Origin of the sequence: Lysobacter solisilvae (genome assembly GCF_016613535.2) — a bacterium.
GTDB lineage: Bacteria > Pseudomonadota > Gammaproteobacteria > Xanthomonadales > Xanthomonadaceae > Agrilutibacter > Agrilutibacter solisilvae.
On sequence record NZ_CP071518.1, the window covers coordinates 2560459 to 2581126 of the forward strand.

Below are 20668 nucleotides of genomic sequence, written 5' to 3' on the forward strand. Positions count from 1 at the left end.
CCCGCGTGCCGCGCCGCCGTTCCATGAGGCGCCCCCCATCTCCAGCCGGCTTGCCGCACAATCGTGCCGCGCCCGCCGGCGCAACCCCCACAGGAAAATCCCGAGTCATGAGCAAGACCGCCTACAACGTTGCCGTCGTCGGTGCCACCGGCGCCGTCGGCGAGACCATGCTGAAGATCCTCGCCGAGCGCGACTTCCCCATCGCCAAGCTGCACGTGCTGGCCAGCGCGCGCTCGGCAGGCGGCAAGGTGGACTTCGGCGCGCGCCAGCTGGTCGTGCAGGACCTGGCCACGTTCGATCCCACCGGCGTGGATTTCGCACTGTTCTCCGCCGGCGGCAGCGTCTCGCGCGAATACGCGCCGAAGTTCGCCGCCGCGGGCGCCGTGGTGATCGACAACTCCTCGGTATTCCGGGGCGACGCGGACGTCCCGCTGGTGGTGTCCGAGGTCAACCCGGAAGCGGCGCGCAACCGTCCGCGCGGCATCATCGCCAACCCGAACTGCTCCACGATGCAGCTGATGGTCGCCCTGGCGCCCATCCACCGCGCGGTGGGCATCGAACGGATCAACATCGCGACCTACCAGTCGGTCTCGGGCACGGGCCGCAAGGCGCTGGAGGAACTGGGCCGCCAGACCGCGGCGCTGCTCAACTTCCAGGACCCGCAGCCGGAGGTGTACCCGGTGCAGATCGCCTTCAACGTCATCCCGCATGGCGGGGACTTCCTCGACAACGGCTACACCAGCGAGGAAATGAAGCTGGTGTGGGAGACGCGCAAGATCCTGGGCGACGACAACATCCAGGTGAATGCCACCGTCGTCCGCGTCCCCGTGTTCTATGGCCACTCCGAGGCCGTCCATATCGAGACCCGCGAGAAGATCACCGCGGCACAGGCGCGCGCGCTGCTGGAAAAGGCACCGGGCGTGGAAGTGGTGGACGAGCGCGTCGGCGGCGGGTATCCCACCCCGGTGACGCACGCCTCCGGGCGTGACCCGGCGTTCGTGGGGCGCATCCGCGAGGACATCTCGCATCCGCGCGGCCTCGACCTGTGGGTCGTCTCGGACAACATCCGCAAGGGCGCGGCCCTCAACGCAGTGCAGCTGGCCGAACTGGTCATCGCGCAGGGATGACCGGCGGACGGCCGGGATGCGCTGCATCCTGGCCGTTCAGCCCCATTGACGCGACCGGAAATCCGAAACAGGTCAGTCATTTGCGGAATGTTCATTGCAAGTTGCCTGCACTGGGGGATAGAGTCCCGGCCAAGGGGACAGGCATGAGACCGGTCGTGAAAGCAATCGCGGGCACCGTATTGGCACTGATGGCGGCCCTGGCCAGCTTCAGCGCAGCCGCGCTCGGGCTGGGGCAGATCGAAGTCAAGTCCAGCCTCGGCCAGCCACTGCTGGCCGAGATTCCCATCGTCACCAGCGATCCGACCGAGCTCGAGCAGCTCCAGGCGGTCCTCGCCTCACCGGAAACCTTTGCCCGCATCGGCATGCTGCCGCCGACCGGCGTCGTGGCCGACCTGCGGTTCACGCAGGCGCTGGATGCCCGCGGCAATCCCATCATCCGCGTCACCAGCGTCGCGCCCGTCACCGAGCCGTTGCTGACCTTCCTGGTCGAGGTCGACTGGGGGCAGGGGCGGCTGGTGCGCGAGTACTCGGCGCTCGTGGATACGCCGCGCACCGTGTCCGCGCCGCTGCAGCCGAGCATCCAGGCCCCGTCCGTGGAAGCGCCGGCGGTGATCGAACGCCCGGCCGCCGCGCCGCCGCCCGCCGCCGAGGACATCGCGGCCGAGGAACTGCCACCGGAAGAGGTGTCCGCCGACGGCGCCGCCCCCTCCGATGCGCCCGCCCCGAGCCCCGACGCGATCGCCGCCAGCCCCGACATCCCGCCGCCTCCGGTGGCCACCCCGGTGCCGTCGCCGGTGGCGCCGTCGCCGACGGAAGCCGGCGAGTTGCAGGTGCGCCCCGGCGACACGCTCTCCACCATCGCAGGCCGGGTGGGGCAGGGCGGCACGCTCGACCAGACCATGATCGCGCTGCTGCGGGCCAACCCCGAGGCGTTCATCGACGGCAACATCAATCGCCTGCGGGCCGGCGCCGTGCTCCGCGCGCCCGGTGGCGATGCGCTCAACGAACTCGATCCGCGCCAGGCCAGCGCGATCGTCAATGCACAGATGCAGGAGTGGCGCGACGCGCGCCGCGCCGTGCCGCAGCCGGCGCTGGACGCCGAGCCGGCCCGTCCTGCGGCCATCCGCAATACCGCGACGCCGGCCGCCGCCGGTGCGGCCGCACCGCGCGTCGCGGGTGCGCGGCTGGAAATCGTTCCGCCAGGCGCCAGCGATGCGACCCGGGCGGGTACACAGTCCGGCGTCAGCGCCGGTGGCGAGGGGGCGATGCTTCAGCAGGAACTGGTCCAGACGAAAGAGACGCTCGCCGCACGCGAGGCGGAAGCGCAGGAACTGAAGAGCCGCGTCGCGGAACTTGAGAAGCTGCGGCAGCAGCAGGACCAGCTGATCCAGATGAAGGACAGCGAGCTGGCCGCCGCGCAGCAGCGCCTGGCTCAGGCCCAGAGCGAGCAGACCCAGGCCAGCCTGATGCCCTGGGTGTTCGCCGGCGTCGCCGCGCTCGCGCTGGGGCTGCTGATGGCCTGGGTGATGCGCCGTCGCGACCAGTCGGCCCCGAAGTTCCGCAACCCGGCCACCGTGCCCGCACCCGCGCCGTCCATCGCGGACGCGTTCGGTCCGACCGTGGGTGCCGCCGCGGTGGCCGCCGAACCGGAGCGTGCACCCGAACCGGAACCGGAACCGGAACCGGAACTGGTCCTCGAACCCGATCCCGTCCAGCCGCCGCCGCCGGTGCGCAAGCCCGAGGCGCCGCGCACGGCCGTCCCGGCCTGGCACACCGGCAACACGCCAGCCCAACAGCGGCCGGACCCCGGCGCGCAGGCCGCGTACGAACGCATCGAGCTGGCCCAGGCCTATCTCGACGTGGGCGACATGGCGAGCGCACGCCAGCTGCTGGGCGAAGTGGTCATCAATGGCGACCATGCCGCCCGCCAGCAGGCGTCGCGCATGCTCCGCGAGCTCGAATGATCCGCGCCCGCCGGTCGAGTGACCGGCGAGCGTCCCCGTAGACAGACCGAGGTCCTGCCGCCGTCGCGGCGCGTTGCCCATGTCCAGCGATCCGCCCGCGGCTGCCGCCGGCCATTCCGACCCCACCGCCGGTCCGTCCGCCGCGCCGGCGCCGGTGCAGCGCTACGCCATGGGGATCGAGTACGACGGCTCGGAGTTCAGTGGCTGGCAGCGGCTCAGCAAGCACGGCGAGCCCGAACGGGAAGGCGAGATCACCCTGCAGGGCACCCTGGAGGCGGCCCTGTCCTTCGTGGCCGGCGTGCCGATCGAGACGATCTGTGCCGGTCGCACCGACGCGGGCGTCCACGCTAGCGGCCAGGTGGTCCACTTCGACAGCCCGGTCCGGCGCGATCCGCGGGGATGGGTGCTGGGCACGACCTCCAGGCTCCCGCCAGCGATGTGCGTGCGCTGGTGCGTCCCGGCCGCGGCGGATTTCCACGCGCGGTTCTCGGCCCGGGCACGGCGCTATCGCTATCGACTGCTCAACCATCCGGTGCGTCCGGCGCTCCAGCGCCAGTACCTGAGCTGGGAGCGCCGCCGCCTGGATGCCGACGCCATGCACCGTGCCGGCCAGGCGCTGCTCGGCGAAAACGACTTCTCCGCCTTCCGTACCGTGCACTGCCAGGCGCCCCATGCCCGGCGCGACCTGCAGTCCCTGCGGGTGTGGCGGGATGAGGACGTGGTGACGGTGGAGGTGCAGGCCAACGCCTTTCTTCACCACATGGTGCGCAACATTGTCGGAAGCTTGCTGGTGGTAGGGCGTGGGGAAGCGCCCGAGGCATGGATCGCCGAACTGCTGGCCGGCCGGGACCGGACTGTCGCCGGGCCCACCGCGCCACCCCAGGGGCTTATATTCCTGGGGCCGCTCTACCCCGATCAAACCTGTGCCCTGTCTGGACTGCCCAAGGACGTGAGCCTGTGAAGCCTGGTTTCTTTCGAACCCGAATCAAGATCTGCGGCATGACCCGACCCGGTGACGTGCGCCTGGCCAGCGAGCTGGGCGTGGACGGCGTGGGTTTCATCTTCGCCCGCCGCAGCCCGCGCCGCGTGGAACCCGAGGAAGCGCGCGCCATGCGCAACGCGATGGCGCCCTTCGTGGATGCCGTCGCCTTGTTCATGGACAACCCGCAGGCCGAGGTGCGCGAGATCATCCGCCATGTCCGGCCGACCCTGCTGCAGTTCCACGGCAGCGAGGAAGACAGCTTCTGCCGCAGCTTCGGCGTGCCCTACCTGCGGTCGGTCGCGATGGGCGAGCCGGGCGCGCCGAGCGACCAGGTGCTGCGCACGCGCTATCCCGGCGCCGCCGGCTTCCTGTTCGACAGCCATGTGCCCGGCGAGCAGGGCGGGACGGGGCAGCGCTTCGACTGGTCGAGGATTCCCCGTGACCTGGGCAAGCCCTGGCTGCTGGCCGGAGGCCTGACTCCGGAAAACGTGTTCGAGGCGATCTGCGGCACCCGCCCCTGGGGCGTGGACGTGGCCAGCGGCGTGGAGGTGGAACCCGGCGTCAAGGACGGCGACCTGATGCGCCGTTTCGTCGAGGAGACGCGGCGCGCCGACTGTCACAGCGAGTGATCCCCGGCAGGCCGCAGGCCACATGCGGATTGTTCACTTCGTCGCGGTGGCCGATGCGCCTTAGACTGGAGGGCCGCATCGCCGCCACGCGGCGGCTTCCACGGTAGTGCGCGCACCGATGTCTGCCCCGTCCTCTTCCGCTTCCGGAACCGCGCCCCACGCGGTCGCCGACTTCCACGCCTATCCCGACGCCGCCGGCCACTTCGGCCGGTTCGGCGGGCGCTTCGTCGCCGAAACCCTCATTGGGCCGCTCGACGAACTGGCCCGGGCCTATGACGCCGCCCGCGTCGACCCCGCCTTCATCGAAGCCTTCGATCGCGACCTGGCCCATTACGTCGGCCGCCCCAGCCCGATCTACCACGCGCAGCGCCTGAGCGCGCACGCAGGCGGCGCGCGCATCCTGCTCAAGCGCGAGGACCTGAACCACACGGGCGCGCACAAGATCAACAACACCATCGGCCAGGCGCTGCTCGCCAGCCGCATGGGGAAGAAGCGGATCATCGCCGAGACCGGCGCGGGCCAGCACGGGGTGGCCAGTGCCACCGTCGCCGCGCGCCTGGGACTGGAATGCGTGGTGTACATGGGCGCGACCGACATCGAGCGCCAGAAGATCAACGTGTACCGGATGAAGCTGCTGGGCGCGACCGTGGTGCCCGTCACCAGCGGGTCGGCGACCCTGAAGGACGCGCTCAACGAGGCGATGCGCGACTGGGTCACCCACGTGCAGGACACTTTCTACATCATCGGCACCGTGGCCGGGCCCGACCCGTACCCCCGCATGGTCCGCGACTTCAACGCGGTGGTCGGCCGCGAGGCGCGGGCGCAGATGCTGGCCGAGCATGGCCGCCTGCCGGATGCGGTGACCGCCTGCGTCGGCGGCGGCAGCAACGCGATCGGCATCTTCCACGCCTTCCTCAACGACCGCGACGTGCGCCTGGTCGGCGCCGAAGCGGCCGGCGAGGGCATCGCCAGCGGCCGCCATGCCGCCTCGCTCGCCGCCGGGCGCCCGGGCGTGCTGCATGGCAATCGCACCTACGTGCTGTGCGACGACGACGGCCAGATCATCGAGACCCATTCCGTGTCGGCCGGCCTGGACTATCCGGGCGTGGGTCCCGAGCACGCGTTCCTCAAGGACACCGGCCGCGCTCAGTACATCGGCGTGACCGACGAGGAGGCGCTCGCGGCCTTCCACCTGCTGGCGCGAACCGAGGGAATACTGCCGGCACTGGAGTCCAGCCACGCCATCGCCCAGGCCATCAAGCTGGCCCGCGACATGCCGCGCGACGGCATCGTGCTGTGCAACCTGTCCGGGCGTGGCGACAAGGACGTGCACACCATCGCCGGGCGCGAGGGCATCACGTTCTAGGGTGGTGCTCCAGGGCGAGCGTTCCGGGCGGCGCCGGCGGAACCTGCGGCCGCGACTGCCGCTCCCGCATCCGTCCATTCCCGGCGCCACGCCGGAAATGCCTTGAAAAGAGGCCTCCGCGGCGCGTGGCGAGGGCGCCGGCCGGGTCGCCTACATCCTCCATTCAACTTTGTGCTTGCAAGGAAATTTCGGAGCAGTCATAATTCCGCTCCTGATGCGGGGTGGAGCAGTCTGGCAGCTCGTCGGGCTCATAACCCGAAGGTCGCAGGTTCAAATCCTGCCCCCGCTACCAGCTTCGGCTGGGAAAGGCCTCCAAGGAGGCTTTTCTTTTTTGCCGGAAGGCTCGGGCTTTGCAGTGGTGTCGGCGACGGCACCGTTGCACCGAAATCCAGTGGTAACGGACAAGGGGCCCATCGGGCCCCTTGTTGTTTTTGCGTTCTGGATTTCACGTTTTTTCCACGCTTGCGTTTTTCCTGCGTTTCCATTTTCGCGATTGTTTTTTGCGCTTCGCTGCGCGGCTGCCATTCCGGCGCTGCATCCGTCGTCCGCCCGCTGGCGCAGCCCGAAAGAGAACAGATGACAGACAAGGCTCACGAAATCGCTGCGCTGCTGATCCCGACGGTTTCGTCGCTGGGATTGGAACTGCTCGGCGCCGAGTACCTGCCCTCGGCGGGCAGCGCGATGCTGCGCCTCTACATCGACGTGCCGGCCGACGCGTCGGGCCAGGCGCCGCGCGCCGTGACCATCGAGGACTGCGAAGCGGTCAGCCGGGAAGTATCGGCCCAGCTCGACGTCGAGGATCCGATCACCAGCCATTACACGCTGGAAGTCTCCTCGCCGGGCATCGACCGCCCGCTGTTCACCGCGGCCCAGTTCGCCCGGTTCACCGGGGAATCGGCCAAGGTCGCGCTGCGCCTGCCGCAGGAAGGCCGTCGCCGGTTCCAGGCGCGTATCGTGCGCGTGGACGGCAACGAGATCACGTTCGGCGTCGACGCCGCCGACGGCAAGGCGACCGAACTGGTCGTGCGCGCCGACAACATCGACAAGGCCCGGCTGGTTCCCGACTGGGCGGCCCTCGGCCTGAGCGCCGAAAAACCCAAGCCGGGCCGGGGCCCGCGCAAGGACAAGTCCAAATCCAACCACAAGCCGGCGGCCGACAAGCCGTCCCGTGCGGAGTAAGTAAAAGATGAGCAAGGAACTGTTGCTGGTCGTCGACGCGGTAGCCAACGAGAAGGGCGTGCCGCGTGAAGTGATCTTCGAGGCGATCGAGGCCGCGCTGGCGTCGGCGGCGAAGAAGCGCTACCACGAGCAGGATGTGCTGGTGCGCGTGGCGATCGACTCCAAGGACGGCAGCTATGAAACCTTCCGCCGCTGGGAAGTGGTGGCCGACGACGTGGTGATGGAGTCGCCCGACCGGCAGATCCGCATGATGGACGCCGTCGACGAGGCCGAAGGCGTCGAGCTGGGCGACTACATCGAAGAGCAGATCGAGAATCCCGAGTTCGGCCGCATCGCGGCGCAGGCCGCCAAGCAGGTCATCGTGCAGCGCGTGCGCGAGGCCGAGCGGGCGCAGGTCGTCGACGGCTGGAAGGACCGCGTCGGCGAACTGGTCACCGGCGTGGTCAAGCGCGCCGAGCGCGGCAACATCTACGTCGACCTGGGCGGCAATGCCGAGGCGATCATCCCCAAGGACAAGGGCATCCCGCGCGACGTCCTGCGCGCCGGCGACCGCGTCCGCGGTTACCTGTTCGACGTGCGCACCGAGCCGCGCGGCCCGCAGCTGTTCATCAGCCGCGCCGCCCCGGAATTCATGATGGAGCTGTTCAAGCTCGAAGTGCCGGAAGTCGGCCAGGGCCTGGTCTCGATCAAGGCCTGCGCGCGTGATCCGGGCGACCGGGCCAAGATCGCCGTCCAGGCGCACGACAACCGCACCGATCCGATCGGCGCCTGCATCGGCATGCGCGGCTCGCGCGTCCAGGCGGTGTCGAACGAACTCAATGGCGAGCGCGTGGACATCGTGCTCTGGTCGGACAACCCCGCGCAGTTCGTCATCAATGCGATGGCGCCGGCCGAGGTGCAGTCGATCATCGTCGACGAAGAGAAGCATTCGATGGACCTGGCTGTCGCCGAGGACCGTCTGGCCCAGGCGATCGGCAAGGGCGGCCAGAACGTGCGCCTGGCCAGCCGACTGTCGGGCTGGCAGCTCAACGTGATGACCCAGGACCAGGTGACCGCCAAGTCGGAGGCCGAGCAGACCACCGCCCGCCAGCTGTTCATGGACAAGCTGGAAGTCGACGAGGAAATCGCCGGCATCCTGGTGACCGAAGGCTTCAACACGGTCGAGGAAATCGCCTACGTGCCGGTCGGCGAACTGCTGGCCGTCGAGGGCTTCGACGAGGACATCGTCGAGGAACTGCGCTCGCGTGCCCGCGACGCCCTGCTCAACGAGGCCCTGGCCGCGGAAGAGGAGATCGACGAGCACCAGCCGGCCGCCGACCTGCTGGAACTGGACGGGATGACCGAGGAGCTGGCGTTCACGCTCGCCTCCCGCGGTGTGGTGACGCGCGACGACCTGGCCGACCTGGCCACGGACGAGCTCACCGACATCGAGGGCATGGACGAGGAACGCGCCCGCACGTTGATCATGGAAGCGCGCAAGCACTGGTTCGAATAAGCGGCGCGCCGGCGGGCCCGGCCCGCCACGCGTGGTTGTCCGGCAGGTCCACGCCCGCCCTACAATCGCAATACCACGCGCGGGATGCGTCCCGCGCCTCGAGGACACGGAAACCGAATGTCGCAGCAAACCACCATCCGCAAGCTCGCTGAACTGGTGAACACGCCGGTCGAGAAGTTGCTGGAGCAGCTGGCCGAGGCCGGCATGAGCTTCAGTGGCCCCGACCAGGTCGTGACCAGCATCGAGAAAGTCAAGCTGCTCGGCTTCCTCAAGCGTTCGCATGGCAAGGCCGAACAGCCCGAAGCCAGCGAAGCGACGAAGAAGATCACGCTCAACCGCAGCCGCAAGCAGGAGCTGACGGTGGGCGGCGGCAAGAACCGGACCACGGTCGACGTCGTCGTGCGCAAGAAGGTGACGCTGGTGAAGCCGGCCGACCAGTCCGACGGACCGGTGACCGACGAGCGTGCCGAGATCCTGCGCAAGCTGGAGGAATCCAAGCAGCGCAACCTGGCCGAGCAGCAGAAGCTCGCCGAGGTCGATCGCCGCCGCGCCGAGGAAGGCGAGCGTGCACGCCAGGAGGCCGAGGAACTGCGGCTCAAGGCCGAAGCCGAAGCCCGCGCCGCCGTGCAGGTCGTGGCCGCCGACGAGGATGCGCCCGCCGTGGTGCGCAAGCCCGCGCCGGCCCATGGCCACGGCCATGGCCATCCCAAGCATCCGGCTCCGGTCGCACCGCGCGCCGACGCCCACAACGCGCCCAAGCACAAGACGCGTGGTTCCCACGCCATGGTCGCCGGCGTCGAGGACGACGACGCGGCCAGCCGCTTCGCCGGCCAGCTGCACCTGAGCGCCTCCGAACGCGCCCGCCGCACCACCGGTGCCCGTGGCAAGCCCAAGCCGCGCCGCCACATGGAGCAGGCCCGTTCGGGCGGCGGCGCGCACGGGTTCTCCCGTCCGACCGCGCCGATCGTGCGCGAAGTGTCCATCGGCGAAACCATCACCGTGGCCGACCTCGCCGCCAAGCTCGCCCTCAAGGGCGGCGACGTGGTGAAGGCGCTGTTCAAGATGGGCGTGATGGCCACCATCACCCAGAGCGTCGACCACGACACCGCCGCGCTGGTGACCGAGGAACTCGGCCATACCGTCGTGCGTGCCAGCGAGAACTCCGCCGAGGACGCACTGCTGGCCCACGTCGAGGACTCGCAGAGCGACCGCGTCACGCGTCCCCCGGTCGTCACGATCATGGGCCACGTCGACCACGGCAAGACCTCGCTGCTCGACTACATCCGCCGCACCAAGGTCGCCACCGGCGAAGCCGGCGGCATCACCCAGCACATCGGCGCCTACCACGTCGAGACGCCCAAGGGCGTCATCAGCTTCCTCGACACCCCCGGCCACGCGGCGTTCTCGCAGATGCGTGCGCGCGGCGCGAAGCTCACCGACATCGTGGTGCTGGTGGTGGCCGCCGATGACGGCGTCATGCCGCAGACCCGCGAGGCCGTGCAGCACGCCAAGGCGGCCAAGGTGCCGCTCATCGTGGCGATCAACAAGATCGACAAGTCCGATGCCGACCCGCTGCGCGTGAAGAACGAGCTGCTGGCCGAGGACGTGGTCGCCGAGGATTTCGGCGGCGACACCCAGATGGTCGAGCTTTCGGCCAAGACCGGCGTCGGCGTGGACAACCTGCTGGACTCGATCCTGCTGCAGGCCGAAGTGCTCGAGCTCAAGGCCGTGCCGTCCGGCCGCGCCAGCGGCGTGGTCATCGAATCCTCGCTCGACAAGGGCCGCGGTCCCGTGGCCACCGTGCTGGTGCAGCAGGGCGAGCTCAAGAAGGGCGACTACCTGGTGTGCGGCGTGCAGTACGGCCGCGTGCGTGCGCTGTTCGACGAGACCGGTTCGCAGGTCGAAGGCGCCGGCCCGTCCATCCCGGTCCAGGTGCTCGGCCTGTCGGGCGTTCCCGACGCCGGCGACGATTTCGTGGTGGTCGAGGACGAACGCCTGGCCAAGGACGTCGCGCAGCAGCGCGACGCCAAGCGCCGCGAGTCGCGCCTGGTCGCCCAGGCGGGCAACCGCATGGAAGACATCATGGCCCAGATGGGCGAGGGTGCCGCCCAGCAGACGCTCAACCTGGTCGTGAAGGCCGACGTGCAGGGTTCCGTGCAGGCCCTGCGCGACGCACTGACCAGCCTGTCCACCGACGCGATCCGCATCAACGTGATCGGCGGCGGCGTGGGCGGCATCACCGAGTCCGACGCCACGCTGGCGGCCACCTCCAAGGCCACCGTCATCGGCTTCAACGTGCGTGCCGACGCCTCGGCCCGCCGGGTCATCGAAGGCAACGGCGTCGACCTGCGCTACTTCTCGATCATCTATGACGTGATCGACCAGGTGAAGCAGGTCGCGTCCGGCATCCTGGGCAAGGAGATCCGCGAGGAGATCATCGGCACCGCCGAGGTGCGCGACGTCTTCCGCAGCTCCAAGTTCGGCGCCGTCGCCGGCTGCATGGTGGTCGAAGGCGTGGTCAAGCGCAGCAAGCCCATCCGCGTGCTGCGCGACAACACCGTCGTCTTCGAGGGCGAGCTGGAATCGCTGCGCCGCTTCAAGGAGAACGTGGACGAAGTGCGCCAGGGCACCGAATGCGGCATCGGCGTGAAGGCGTACAACGACGTCAAGCCGGGCGACCAGATCGAGTGCTTCGAGCGCATCGAGGTCCAGCGCACGCTTTAAGGCAGAGGTGAGTGTGGAGGAGTGAGAAATGAGTGGAAGCACATCCGTTCTCTCTCTCCTCCACCTGCCGCCTGCAAGGTGATCCGGATGCACATGCATTCACTCGTTTCTCACTCCTGATCACTCATTTCTGACTCCATGCCCACCAAGTCCTTCCATCGCACCGACCGGGTTTCCGCGCAGCTCCGCCGCGAGCTGGGCACGATCGTGCATTCGGCCGTGCGCGAGCACGGCCTGCCGTCGGTGAGCGTGTCCGACGTGGAGATCACCCGCGACCTGGCCCACGCCAAGGTGTTCGTCACTGCCTTGCAGCAGGAGCGTTCGAAGGAAGCGGTCAAGGCCCTCAAGGCCCTGGCGCCCCAGTTGCGCTACGAACTGGGCCGCGCCGTGAAACTGCGCCACGTGCCGGAACTGCACTTCCACTACGACGATTCGGTGGACCGCGGCGAGCGCATCGAGAACCTCCTGCGCGACCAGCCGGACCGGCCGGTCGCGTCGTCCGCCGCGCCGGAACAGGACGCGGCGGATGATGAATCCGACGACGAGTCGCGGGACAGCTGATCCCGCCAGGCGATGGGCCCGCGCGTCGCGATGGCCCGGCCACGCATCCGATGAACAAGCGCCCCCGCACCGTCTTCCGCAAGCTCGACGGCCTGCTGCTGCTCGACAAGCCGCCGGGACTGAGTTCCAACCAGGCGCTGCAGCGCGTCCGCCACCTGTTCCGTGCCGACAAGGCCGGCCACACCGGCAGCCTGGACCCGCTCGCCACCGGGCTGTTGCCCGTGTGCTTCGGCGAGGCCACCAAGATTGCCGGCCTGCTGCTGGGTTCGCGCAAGGCCTACGAGACCACCGCGGTCCTGGGGCTCACCACCGACAGCGACGACGCCGATGGCGCGCCGCTGCTCCAGCGCGACGTGCCGCCCCTGGACCTGGACACCCTCGAGCGCGCCCTGGCGCCGCTGCGCGGGGACATCGCCCAGCGCGCGCCGATCTACAGCGCGCTCAAGCAGGGCGGGGAACCGCTGTACGCCCGCGCCCGCCGGGGTGAAGCCATCGAGGCCCCCATCCGCACCGTGACCGTGAACCGGCTGGAGGTCCTGGAACTGGCGGGCAACCAGGTGCGCCTCCACGTCGAGTGCGGTTCGGGCACCTACGTCCGCAGCCTGGTGCGCGACCTGGGCGAAGCCCTGGGCTGCGGCGCCCACGTGGCGACCCTGCGCCGGCTGTGGGTCGAACCGTTCCGGACGCCGACCATGTTCACCCTGGAGGCCCTCCAGGCCTTGCGGGAACAGGGCGAGCCCGTGCTCGACCGCTGCCTGCTGCCGCTGGAAGCCGGGCTGGTGGACTTTCCCCGCGTCGCCCTCGACCAGGCGCAGGCGCGGCGGCTGGGCCAGGGCCAGCGCGTCCCGCTGGCCGGTGAAGGCGCGCCGGGCCTGACCGCGATCTACGACCTGGATGGCCGCGCGCTGGGCCTGGGGGAGATCGACGCGGAGCGGGTCCTGCATCCCGGCCGCTTGTTCAGCTGGACCTCGCAGGAAGCCGCGGTCGCGCGCTGACGGCCCATCCGTCGCAAGCCGCAGCGGCCGGTCGCATTCGCTCAGGCGCGCTGCTACAATCCGCAGGCTTTTCAACCACTTCGGAAAGCAATTCCCTAAAGCAAGCGGCGGACCAGGCGGTGCGTCGGCAATTTCCTTTGCCGATACGCGTTCTGCGGGCCTCGCATCTCTACAAGGCACACACGATGTCGATCGACACCAGCAAGATCATTGAAGAACACAAGCGCGCCGCGGCCGATACCGGCTCCCCGGAAGTCCAGGTCGCCCTGCTCACCGCCCGCATCGAGCAGCTCACCGGCCACTTCAAGCTGCACAAGCAGGACCACCACAGCCGTCGTGGCCTGCTGCAGATGGTCAACCGCCGCCGCAGCCTGCTCGACTACCTCAAGCGCAAGGACAACGAGCGCTACAAGGCCCTGATCGAGAAGCTCGGTCTGCGCCGATAAACGAAACTCCGACCGCGGCGCAGCGATGCGCCGCGGTTTTTTTTGCAGGCGCCCGCGACAGAAGTTGAATTGCCGGCCACTCAAGGCCGCGCGGGCGGCTGGCGACGGCGAACCACCGGGCTTTAACTGCTTGGAGCGTATACAGATTCCCCCGTCGCACCCGCACCAGCAGCAGCCAACATCAATGGCGGATACCACCGCCGAACCGCACGGGCAGGGGCCCGGACGGAACGAATCAGAAAACAGGAATATCCAACGTGGCAAAAATTACCAAGACCTTCCAATACGGCAACCAGACCGTCACCCTTGAAACCGGCGAAGTCGCCCGCCAGGCCGGTGGCGCCGTCATGGTCACCGTCGACGGGACCGTCCTGCTGGTCACCGCCGTCGCCAACAAGACTGCCCGTGAAGGCCAGGATTTCTTCCCGCTCACGGTCGATTACCAGGAGAAGTTCTACGCCGGCGGCCGTATCCCGGGTGGCTTCTTCAAGCGTGAAGGCCGTCAGACCGAGAAGGAAACGCTGATCTCGCGCCTGATCGACCGTCCGATCCGTCCGCTGTTCCCGGAAGGCTTCCGCAACGAAGTCCAGATCATCGCCACCGTGATGTCGATGAACCCGGAAATCGACGGCGACATCCCCGCACTGCTGGGCGCGTCCGCCGCGCTGGCACTGTCGGGCGCACCGTTCGACGGTCCGATCGGCGCGGCCAAGGTCGGTTACAAGGACGGCCAGTACCTGCTGAACCCGACCGTGAGCGAACTGAAGGACTCCAAGCTGGAGCTCGTCGTCGCCGGTACCGCCAATGCGGTGCTGATGGTCGAATCCGAAGCCCAGGTGCTTTCGGAAGAAGTGATGCTCGGCGCCGTGATGTACGGCCACCAGCAGATGCAGGTCGCGATCAACGCCATCAACGAGCTGGTCGCCGAAGCCGGCAAGCCGAAGTGGAGCTGGACGGCCCCGGCCGCCAACGAGGCCATGGTCGGCGCGCTGAAGGCCGCCATCGGCGACCGCCTGGTGCAGGCGTTCGCGGTGCGCGACAAGCTCGAGCGCAGGGACGCCATCTCGGCGATCAAGAAGGACGTGCTGGCCTCGCTGGCCCCGCAGGCCGAAGCCAACGACTGGAAGCTTGCCGACCTGTCCAAGGAATTCGGCGAGTTCGAATACCAGACCATGCGCAACTCGGTGCTCAGCACCAAGGTCCGCATCGACGGCCGCGCGCTCGACACCGTCCGCCCGATCGCCTCCAAGGTGACCGTGCTGCCGCGCACCCACGGCTCCTCGCTGTTCACCCGCGGTGAGACGCAGGCGATCGTGGTGGTCACCCTAGGTACCGCGCGCGATGGCCAGATCATCGACGCCGTGTCCGGCGAGTACAAGGAACACTTCCTGTTCCATTACAACTTCCCCCCGTACTCGGTGGGCGAAGCCGGCCGCATGATGGGCCCGAAGCGTCGCGAAATCGGCCACGGCCGCCTCGCCAAGCGCGGCGTGCTCGCCGTCATGCCGACGATGGAAGAGTTCCCCTACACGATCCGCATCGTCTCGGAGATCACCGAGTCGAACGGTTCCTCGTCGATGGCTTCGGTCTGCGGCTCCTCGCTGGCGCTGATGGACGCGGGCGTGCCGGTCAAGGCACCGGTCGCCGGCATCGCGATGGGCCTGGTGAAGGAAGGCGACCAGTTCGTCGTCCTGTCCGACATCCTGGGTGACGAAGACCACCTGGGCGACATGGACTTCAAGGTGGCCGGTACCGCGGAAGGCATCTCGGCCCTGCAGATGGACATCAAGATCCAGGGCATCACCGAGGAGATCATGAAGGTCGCACTGGCGCAGGCCAAGGCCGGCCGTCTGCACATCCTCGGCGAGATGGCGCACGCGCTGACCGCGCCGCGTCCGGAACTGAGCGACTTCGCTCCGCGCCTGATCACGATCAAGATCCACCCCGACAAGATCCGCGAAGTGATCGGCAAGGGCGGTTCGGTGATCCAGGCGATCACCAAGGAAACCGGCACCCAGATCGACATCCAGGACGACGGCACGATCGTCATCGCCTCGGTCAACGCCGTCGCCGGCCAGGCCGCGAAGGCACGCATCGAGCAGATCACCTCGGACGTCGAGCCGGGCCGCATCTACGAAGGCAAGGTCGCCAAGATCATGGACTTCGGTGCGTTCGTCACCATCTCCCCCGGCAAGGATGGCCTGGTCCACGTGTCGCAGATCTCCAACGAGCGCGTCGAGAAGGTTTCCGACAAGCTCAAGGAAGGCGACCTGGTCAAGGTCAAGGTGCTGGAAGTCGACAAGCAGGGCCGCATCCGCCTGTCGATGAAGGCCGTCGAGGAAGGCGAGACGATTTCCGAGTAAGCAGGACGCCGGCGGCCGGCAATGCCGGCTGTCGCGCAATAAAAAAAGCGGGCCTTCGGGCCCGCTTTTTTTTGGCTGCAATCCCGCGCGCCGTCAGCGCTGCGTCACTGCGGCAGCGGCACCACCGACCAGTGAGTGTCGGCCACGGTCGTCGCGGCCTGCTGCGTGGCGGCGTTCGCCGATTTCCAGATCACGTTCTGGCCGTTGGCGGAATTGCGCCAGAACAGGTCGTAGCGGCGGTCACCGTCGTAGTCGCCCACGTCCACCACCGACCAGGCCAGGTTGGTCACCGCGGTCAGCACCTGCCGCTGGGCGGAGGTGCCCGACCGCCAGACCTCGTTGGCGCCGGTCGTCGTGTTGCGCCAGAGCACGTCGGCCTTGTTGTCGCCATTGAAGTCGCCGACGCCCGCAACCCGCCAGGCTTGGCTGGCCACCGTCGCGGTCGCCTGCTGGGTCGCCGAATTGGCCGACAGCCAGATGGCATTGGCCCCGGTGCTGGAGTTGCGCCAGAACAGGTCGGCCTTGCCGTCGCCGTTGAAATCGCCCGCGCCGACGATGCGCCAGCTCAGGCTGACGGCAGGCAGCACCACGCGGCCGGCCGGCACCGCCGAGCGCCACATTTCGTCGGCGCCCGTACTGGAATTGCGCCAGATGATGTCGGCGCGGCCATCGCCGTTGAAGTCGGCGGTCGCGGCCACGCGCCAGACCGCGGGCACCGATGGCGTGAGCTGCCGGGTCGTGGCACTGGCCGACTTCCAGATGTCGTTGGCGCCGGTGGACTGGTTGCGCCAGACCACGTCGGCGTTGCCATCGCCGCTGACTTCGCCCCGGCCGACGACGCGCCAGTTCGCATCGGCCACGGTCGTGAGCGCGACCTGGGTGGCGGCGTTGCCCGAGCGCCACAGCACGTTGGCGCCGGTCTGGCTGTTGCGCCAGAACAGGTCCGAGCGGCCGTCGCCGTTGTAGTCGGCCACCGCCCGCACCACGGTCGGCGCGGTCTGCACCGTGCACGTGCTGGAACAGGTGTCGTTGTTGGAGAGGTTGCCGTCATCGCAGCCCTCCAGGCCTTCCAGGGCGCCGTTGCCGCAGGTCGAGGCCGGGACCATGCCCGCGGCGCCGGCGTTGTTGCGGGGCGTCGGCAGGACGCTGATGAAGTCGTTGGCGCAGTTGTCGGTGTCGTCGCCCGCATCCAGCGTGCCCGCGCCACCGGCGATGTCCAGGCGCCTGCGCATGGCACGGCCGGACAACAGGCCGCCGCCAGTGGCGTTGAACGGCGTACCCACGCCACTGCTGGAACCGCCGTAACCGCCCCAGGCCACGCAGTCCACCGTACCGGCAAAGCAGATTTTGCCACCGCCCGAGAGGATCGCCGCGCTCATGGTCAGGTCGGCACTGAGGCCGAAGAAGCTCACGGCCTGCGGCGTGGCGATCAGGATGCGCGCCTGGTTGGCGCCATTGGGCACACTCGAGTTGAAGACGAACGCCCCAACCTGCGCACCGGCGGCGTTGAAGACGACCAGGTCGTGGCCGGAAACGAAGTTCTGCCCACCGGCGTACATCTGCAGCACCACGTACTGCGCGCTGGGGGAGGCCGCCGTTCCCGGGAAGACTTCGACGATCTTCATCAGGTGGAAGGTGGCCTGCGCCGGAGCGGACATAACGGCGGCAACGGCCAGCGCCATCGCCAATCCGGAACGGGACCGGGCGCGCGTGAGCAGGCGTCGAATGCGCGTGGACAACGAACCGATCGCCGAGTGCATCGCTGGTCGCAACTGCATGGGACACCTCGCTGGCTGCTGCCGGATCCGGTCCAGAACGCGCGGGAATGTCCCGGGGCGCGCTCGCGCAATCGATGCTGCGGTATCTACTCCTGTTCCCTGGACGGGTCAATTCGAGCATGTGTAATGGCACGGTCGAGCCAGCGCAGGCTGATGACCGCTGCTGCTCGCGCCTGGCCGGGGCGTGTCCAGCCGAGTTTGCCCACGGCGAGGGCGCGATCTACGCTGGGCTGGCGCAGGGGACGCAAGGTCGCGCGATCGGCACAGGGAGGACGGCCATGGAAGGGTTCGTGCAAGGGGAACGCACGCCGACGCGGAACGCGGGCATGCCATGCGTGCAGGCGATGGCGGCCGGACGCGTCGCGCGGCGATGCCTCTGGACACTGCTGGCCTGCGCGGTGCTGGCGGCCTGCGCGCGGGACGCGGAGGAGGGCTTCACCGCGGCACGCAGCGCCGACGGCCCGGGGTTCGTGTGGAACCGCAAGCCATCGCTGGAGAGTTGCCTCCACTCGGGCATGCCCTACGCCCGGTTCCGGCGCGAACTGCTTTCCCGTGGCTGGGAGCCGCAGCGCGATCCGCATTGCCGGGCCAACGTCGTGGGCGCCGATCCTTCACCCCTGTGCGTGCAGGCGCCCGACCTGTGCCACGTGTGCGAGCAGATGCCGGAGCTGAGCGTGTATGCGCGCGACGGCGTCGCGATGGTCTGGTTCCGGCATCCGGCCCATGACCTGGAACTGCAGGCCACCGCGTTCGGCGACGCCACCGACCGGGATCGCCTCGACGAGCGTTCCCGGTTCAAGCTGGTGGCGTGGGAGCTCGTCGGCAGCCGCTGAAGCGGTTCTACGGCCGCACGCTGACGCGCAGGCGCAGACTGGTCAGCGAGTCGTGCTCGCGGCCGGCGTCGGGATCGCGCCGCACCGTCAGCGGTACGTGCAGGACTTCGAACGCGCCGGTCCACCGCGCGCCGAAGTCGCGCGACAGGCCCAGCGCCAGCATGGGGAGCACGCCGCGCGCGACCAGGTGCGAACGGTCGCGGACGTCGTAGGTCAGGGCGTCGACCTGGACGTCCGGTTCGTTGCGCACCACGCCCGTGGTCACGTGCCAGGTCCAGCGTTCCCGGCTCCAGGCCACGGTCAGGTCGATGCCGTAGTGGTTGAGCCCGATCTGGTCGTGCGACGCCGCCTGGCAGCCGTAAGGATTCCGCACGGGATCCGGGTCGCCGGCCAGTCCGGCGGGGCAGGTGATGTCGCCCTTCGCCTTGCCGTGCTGTCCGAACGCGCGCATCGACACCGAGTAGGGCGCCTGGTCGAACAGGCGCCGGCCGATGCCGACCGCGAACAGGTCCTGCGCGCGCAGCCCGTCGATTTCCACCGGGGGCGTGTAGCCGACATCGGCGACCCAGCGGCCTGGCAGGCCGATCTGCGCGCGCAACCGGCCGAACACCGGCGACTTGTTGAGGTCCTCGGCCTTGAACCCGTTGAAGCCCACCTGCTGCTGTTCGGCGGACAGGTGCGGGATGTGGCCCAGTTCGCCCGCCAGCATCCATTGGCCGGGCGACAGGCGCGGCGTGGCGCCGAAAGCGGTCATCACCGTCGTGCCGCTGAAGTAGTGCATGGCCCAGGCTTCGGGCCGGTCCGAACCCAGGATCTCCTCTTCCCGGAAAACCTCCTGCGCAAGGGCCGGGGCGCACGCCGCCAGCAGGGCGATGGCCGGGATCGCTTGGCGCAGGTTGCGGACCAGGACAGACATGGCATCCCCTTCGTCCACGCGGTACGACGATGCTAGCAAGCCCGGCGGCGCCGGGATTTCATGCCACCGACGCATGCCACTGCCGCATGCCCCCGCCACTTGGCGGCGATTCGGCCGCGCCGCGCGGCCGTCAGTGCTCGCGGCGCTTGTGGAAATACACCTGCCCGGCGGCCCAGCGCAGCGGCGGCGAATGCAGTAACAGGTCGAAGGGCCAGTCGAACTGCAGCCGGTCGAAGGCCCAGCGCAACGCTCGCTTGGTCCGGAAGCGTGGCGCGACGTCGACCGCGACCTGGCCCGGGTCGGGGCCGCCTTCGCGCAGGTGCGCCGACACCGCGCGGCCCACCGACCAGCCGTGCTCCCAGGCGCTGTGGATCCCGCCGGCCGTTACAGGCGAGACGATGCCGGCCGCGTCGCCGGTGAGGATGGCGCCATCGCGCGCCAGCACGTCGACCGGCCCGCTGCAGGGGATCAGGCCGGCCCGCGCGTGTCCCGGGCGCAATCGCCGTGGCAGGCCGCCGGCCTCGCCGACGCGGAGCAGGAAGGCGTCGATGTCGGGGACGCGCGCGCGCTCCGGATCGTGCCGCAGCGCCAGCCCGGCCTGGACGCCGGTCGGGCTCTGCGCGATCCAGCCGATGTAGCCCGGCGCGTAGCGCTTGGAGAGGAAGCAGTGCAGGGCGCCCGGATCGGCCAGGCACGCGCCGGGAAATTCGTACTCGATGCCGTAGAGGAACTGCCGCACCTGGCCCAGGCCACAGCGCTGCGCCACGCGCGAACGCGCGCCGTCGGCGCCGACCAGGTAGCGGACGCGGCCCACGTTCGGCAGGTACCACCCGTCGCCCTCGCGACGGGCGTCGACGAAGGATTCGCCCAGGCGCAGCTGCGCCCCGTGGCGCACGATCTCATCGGCGAGCCAGCGCATCACGCCCGGCGTGTCGGTGGTGAGGAAGTAGTAGCCCGGCGCCGCCAGGGCGATCTGCTTCAGGCTGGGGGCGAACAACCGGACCTGCTCGATGCGGCGCGTCAGGTGCGCCGGCAACTGGTTGAGCAGGGTCTGCTCCGCGGCCTCCTTGACGATGATGCCGGTGGTGCGCAGTTTCGCGCCCGGGTCGAGCTTGCGTTCGAGCACACAGACCCGCAGGCCGCGCTGCGCGGCGGCGATCGCGCAGGCGGCGCCGGCGAAGCTGGCGCCGACCACGGCGATATCGAAGTCGAAGGGTTCGGTCGTCGCCATCTCGCGTCGCCATGCGGGTATGGACGCAGCATGGCAACGACGGGCGAAGCCGCCGCGGCGCCAGTGTGAAGCGGGTGCG

Annotated in this window: 16 protein-coding genes and 1 tRNA gene; 14 read left to right on the top strand and 3 right to left on the bottom strand. The window is 69.1% G+C overall.

Going from position 1 to position 20668, the window contains the following annotated elements; all coding sequences use genetic code 11:
- The first annotated feature begins 107 nt into the window (after positions 1-107).
- The 13 genes from I8J32_RS11380 (at position 108) to pnp (ending at position 15831) form a co-directional block, all read left to right on the top strand.
- The gene (locus I8J32_RS11380) at positions 108-1127 is read left to right on the top strand and encodes an aspartate-semialdehyde dehydrogenase (RefSeq protein ID WP_200612174.1); all 1020 of its coding nucleotides are present in this window, start codon (positions 108-110) and stop codon (positions 1125-1127) included.
- Between the two features lie 101 nt (positions 1128-1228).
- The gene (locus I8J32_RS11385; protein WP_245156318.1) at positions 1229-3091 is read left to right on the top strand and encodes a FimV/HubP family polar landmark protein; all 1863 of its coding nucleotides are present in this window, start codon (positions 1229-1231) and stop codon (positions 3089-3091) included.
- Between the two features lie 169 nt (positions 3092-3260).
- Positions 3261-4052 carry a tRNA pseudouridine(38-40) synthase TruA gene (truA, locus tag I8J32_RS11390; RefSeq protein WP_245156514.1) on the top strand — a complete coding sequence of 264 codons (792 nt, stop codon included), beginning with the start codon at positions 3261-3263 and terminating at the stop codon, positions 4050-4052.
- Entirely contained in the window at positions 4049-4702 is a 654-nt protein-coding gene (locus I8J32_RS11395) for a phosphoribosylanthranilate isomerase (RefSeq protein ID WP_200612179.1), read from the top strand. Before truA ends, I8J32_RS11395 begins: the two co-directional genes overlap by 4 nt.
- A gap of 118 nt (positions 4703-4820) precedes the next feature.
- The gene (gene trpB / locus I8J32_RS11400; RefSeq protein WP_200612181.1) at positions 4821-6068 is read left to right on the top strand and encodes a tryptophan synthase subunit beta; all 1248 of its coding nucleotides are present in this window, start codon (positions 4821-4823) and stop codon (positions 6066-6068) included.
- 215 nt (positions 6069-6283) lie between these two features.
- A tRNA-Met gene (locus tag I8J32_RS11405) sits at positions 6284-6360 on the top strand.
- A 284-nt stretch (positions 6361-6644) separates the two neighbouring features.
- Positions 6645-7247: a ribosome maturation factor RimP gene (gene rimP, locus I8J32_RS11410; RefSeq protein WP_200612183.1), complete on the top strand. Its 603-nt coding sequence runs from the start codon at positions 6645-6647 to the stop codon at positions 7245-7247.
- 7 nt (positions 7248-7254) lie between these two features.
- Positions 7255-8742 carry a transcription termination factor NusA gene (nusA, locus tag I8J32_RS11415; protein ID WP_200612186.1) on the top strand — a complete coding sequence of 496 codons (1488 nt, stop codon included), beginning with the start codon at positions 7255-7257 and terminating at the stop codon, positions 8740-8742.
- Between the two features lie 117 nt (positions 8743-8859).
- A complete protein-coding gene (infB, locus tag I8J32_RS11420; RefSeq protein WP_200612189.1) occupies positions 8860-11466 on the top strand; it encodes a translation initiation factor IF-2 in 2607 nt (868 codons plus the stop codon).
- 138 nt (positions 11467-11604) lie between these two features.
- On the top strand, positions 11605-12027 hold the full coding sequence (rbfA, locus tag I8J32_RS11425) for a 30S ribosome-binding factor RbfA (protein WP_200612192.1): 423 nt from the start codon (positions 11605-11607) through the stop codon (positions 12025-12027).
- Between the two features lie 50 nt (positions 12028-12077).
- A complete protein-coding gene (truB, locus tag I8J32_RS11430; RefSeq protein WP_200612194.1) occupies positions 12078-13022 on the top strand; it encodes a tRNA pseudouridine(55) synthase TruB in 945 nt (314 codons plus the stop codon).
- A gap of 185 nt (positions 13023-13207) precedes the next feature.
- Positions 13208-13468 carry a 30S ribosomal protein S15 gene (rpsO, locus tag I8J32_RS11435; RefSeq protein WP_200612195.1) on the top strand — a complete coding sequence of 87 codons (261 nt, stop codon included), beginning with the start codon at positions 13208-13210 and terminating at the stop codon, positions 13466-13468.
- 257 nt (positions 13469-13725) lie between these two features.
- The gene (gene pnp, locus I8J32_RS11440) at positions 13726-15831 is read left to right on the top strand and encodes a polyribonucleotide nucleotidyltransferase (RefSeq protein ID WP_200612196.1); all 2106 of its coding nucleotides are present in this window, start codon (positions 13726-13728) and stop codon (positions 15829-15831) included.
- Positions 15832-15935: 104 nt separating this feature from the next.
- Here the strand turns inward: pnp and I8J32_RS11445 are convergent, their stop codons facing one another.
- The gene (locus I8J32_RS11445) at positions 15936-17609 is read right to left on the bottom strand and encodes an FG-GAP-like repeat-containing protein (RefSeq protein WP_200612197.1); all 1674 of its coding nucleotides are present in this window, start codon (positions 17607-17609) and stop codon (positions 15936-15938) included.
- Between the two features lie 326 nt (positions 17610-17935).
- On the opposite strand from I8J32_RS11445, the gene I8J32_RS11450 reads away from it, so the two are divergent.
- On the top strand, positions 17936-18442 hold the full coding sequence (locus I8J32_RS11450) for a hypothetical protein (protein WP_200612198.1): 507 nt from the start codon (positions 17936-17938) through the stop codon (positions 18440-18442).
- Positions 18443-18449: 7 nt separating this feature from the next.
- Here the strand turns inward: I8J32_RS11450 and I8J32_RS11455 are convergent, their stop codons facing one another.
- Both I8J32_RS11455 and I8J32_RS11460 read right to left on the bottom strand, forming a co-directional pair.
- Entirely contained in the window at positions 18450-19358 is a 909-nt protein-coding gene (locus tag I8J32_RS11455) for a hypothetical protein (protein WP_200612199.1), read from the bottom strand.
- A gap of 130 nt (positions 19359-19488) precedes the next feature.
- Positions 19489-20589: an NAD(P)/FAD-dependent oxidoreductase gene (locus tag I8J32_RS11460; RefSeq protein ID WP_200612200.1), complete on the bottom strand. Its 1101-nt coding sequence runs from the start codon at positions 20587-20589 to the stop codon at positions 19489-19491.
- Positions 20590-20668 lie beyond the last annotated feature (79 nt).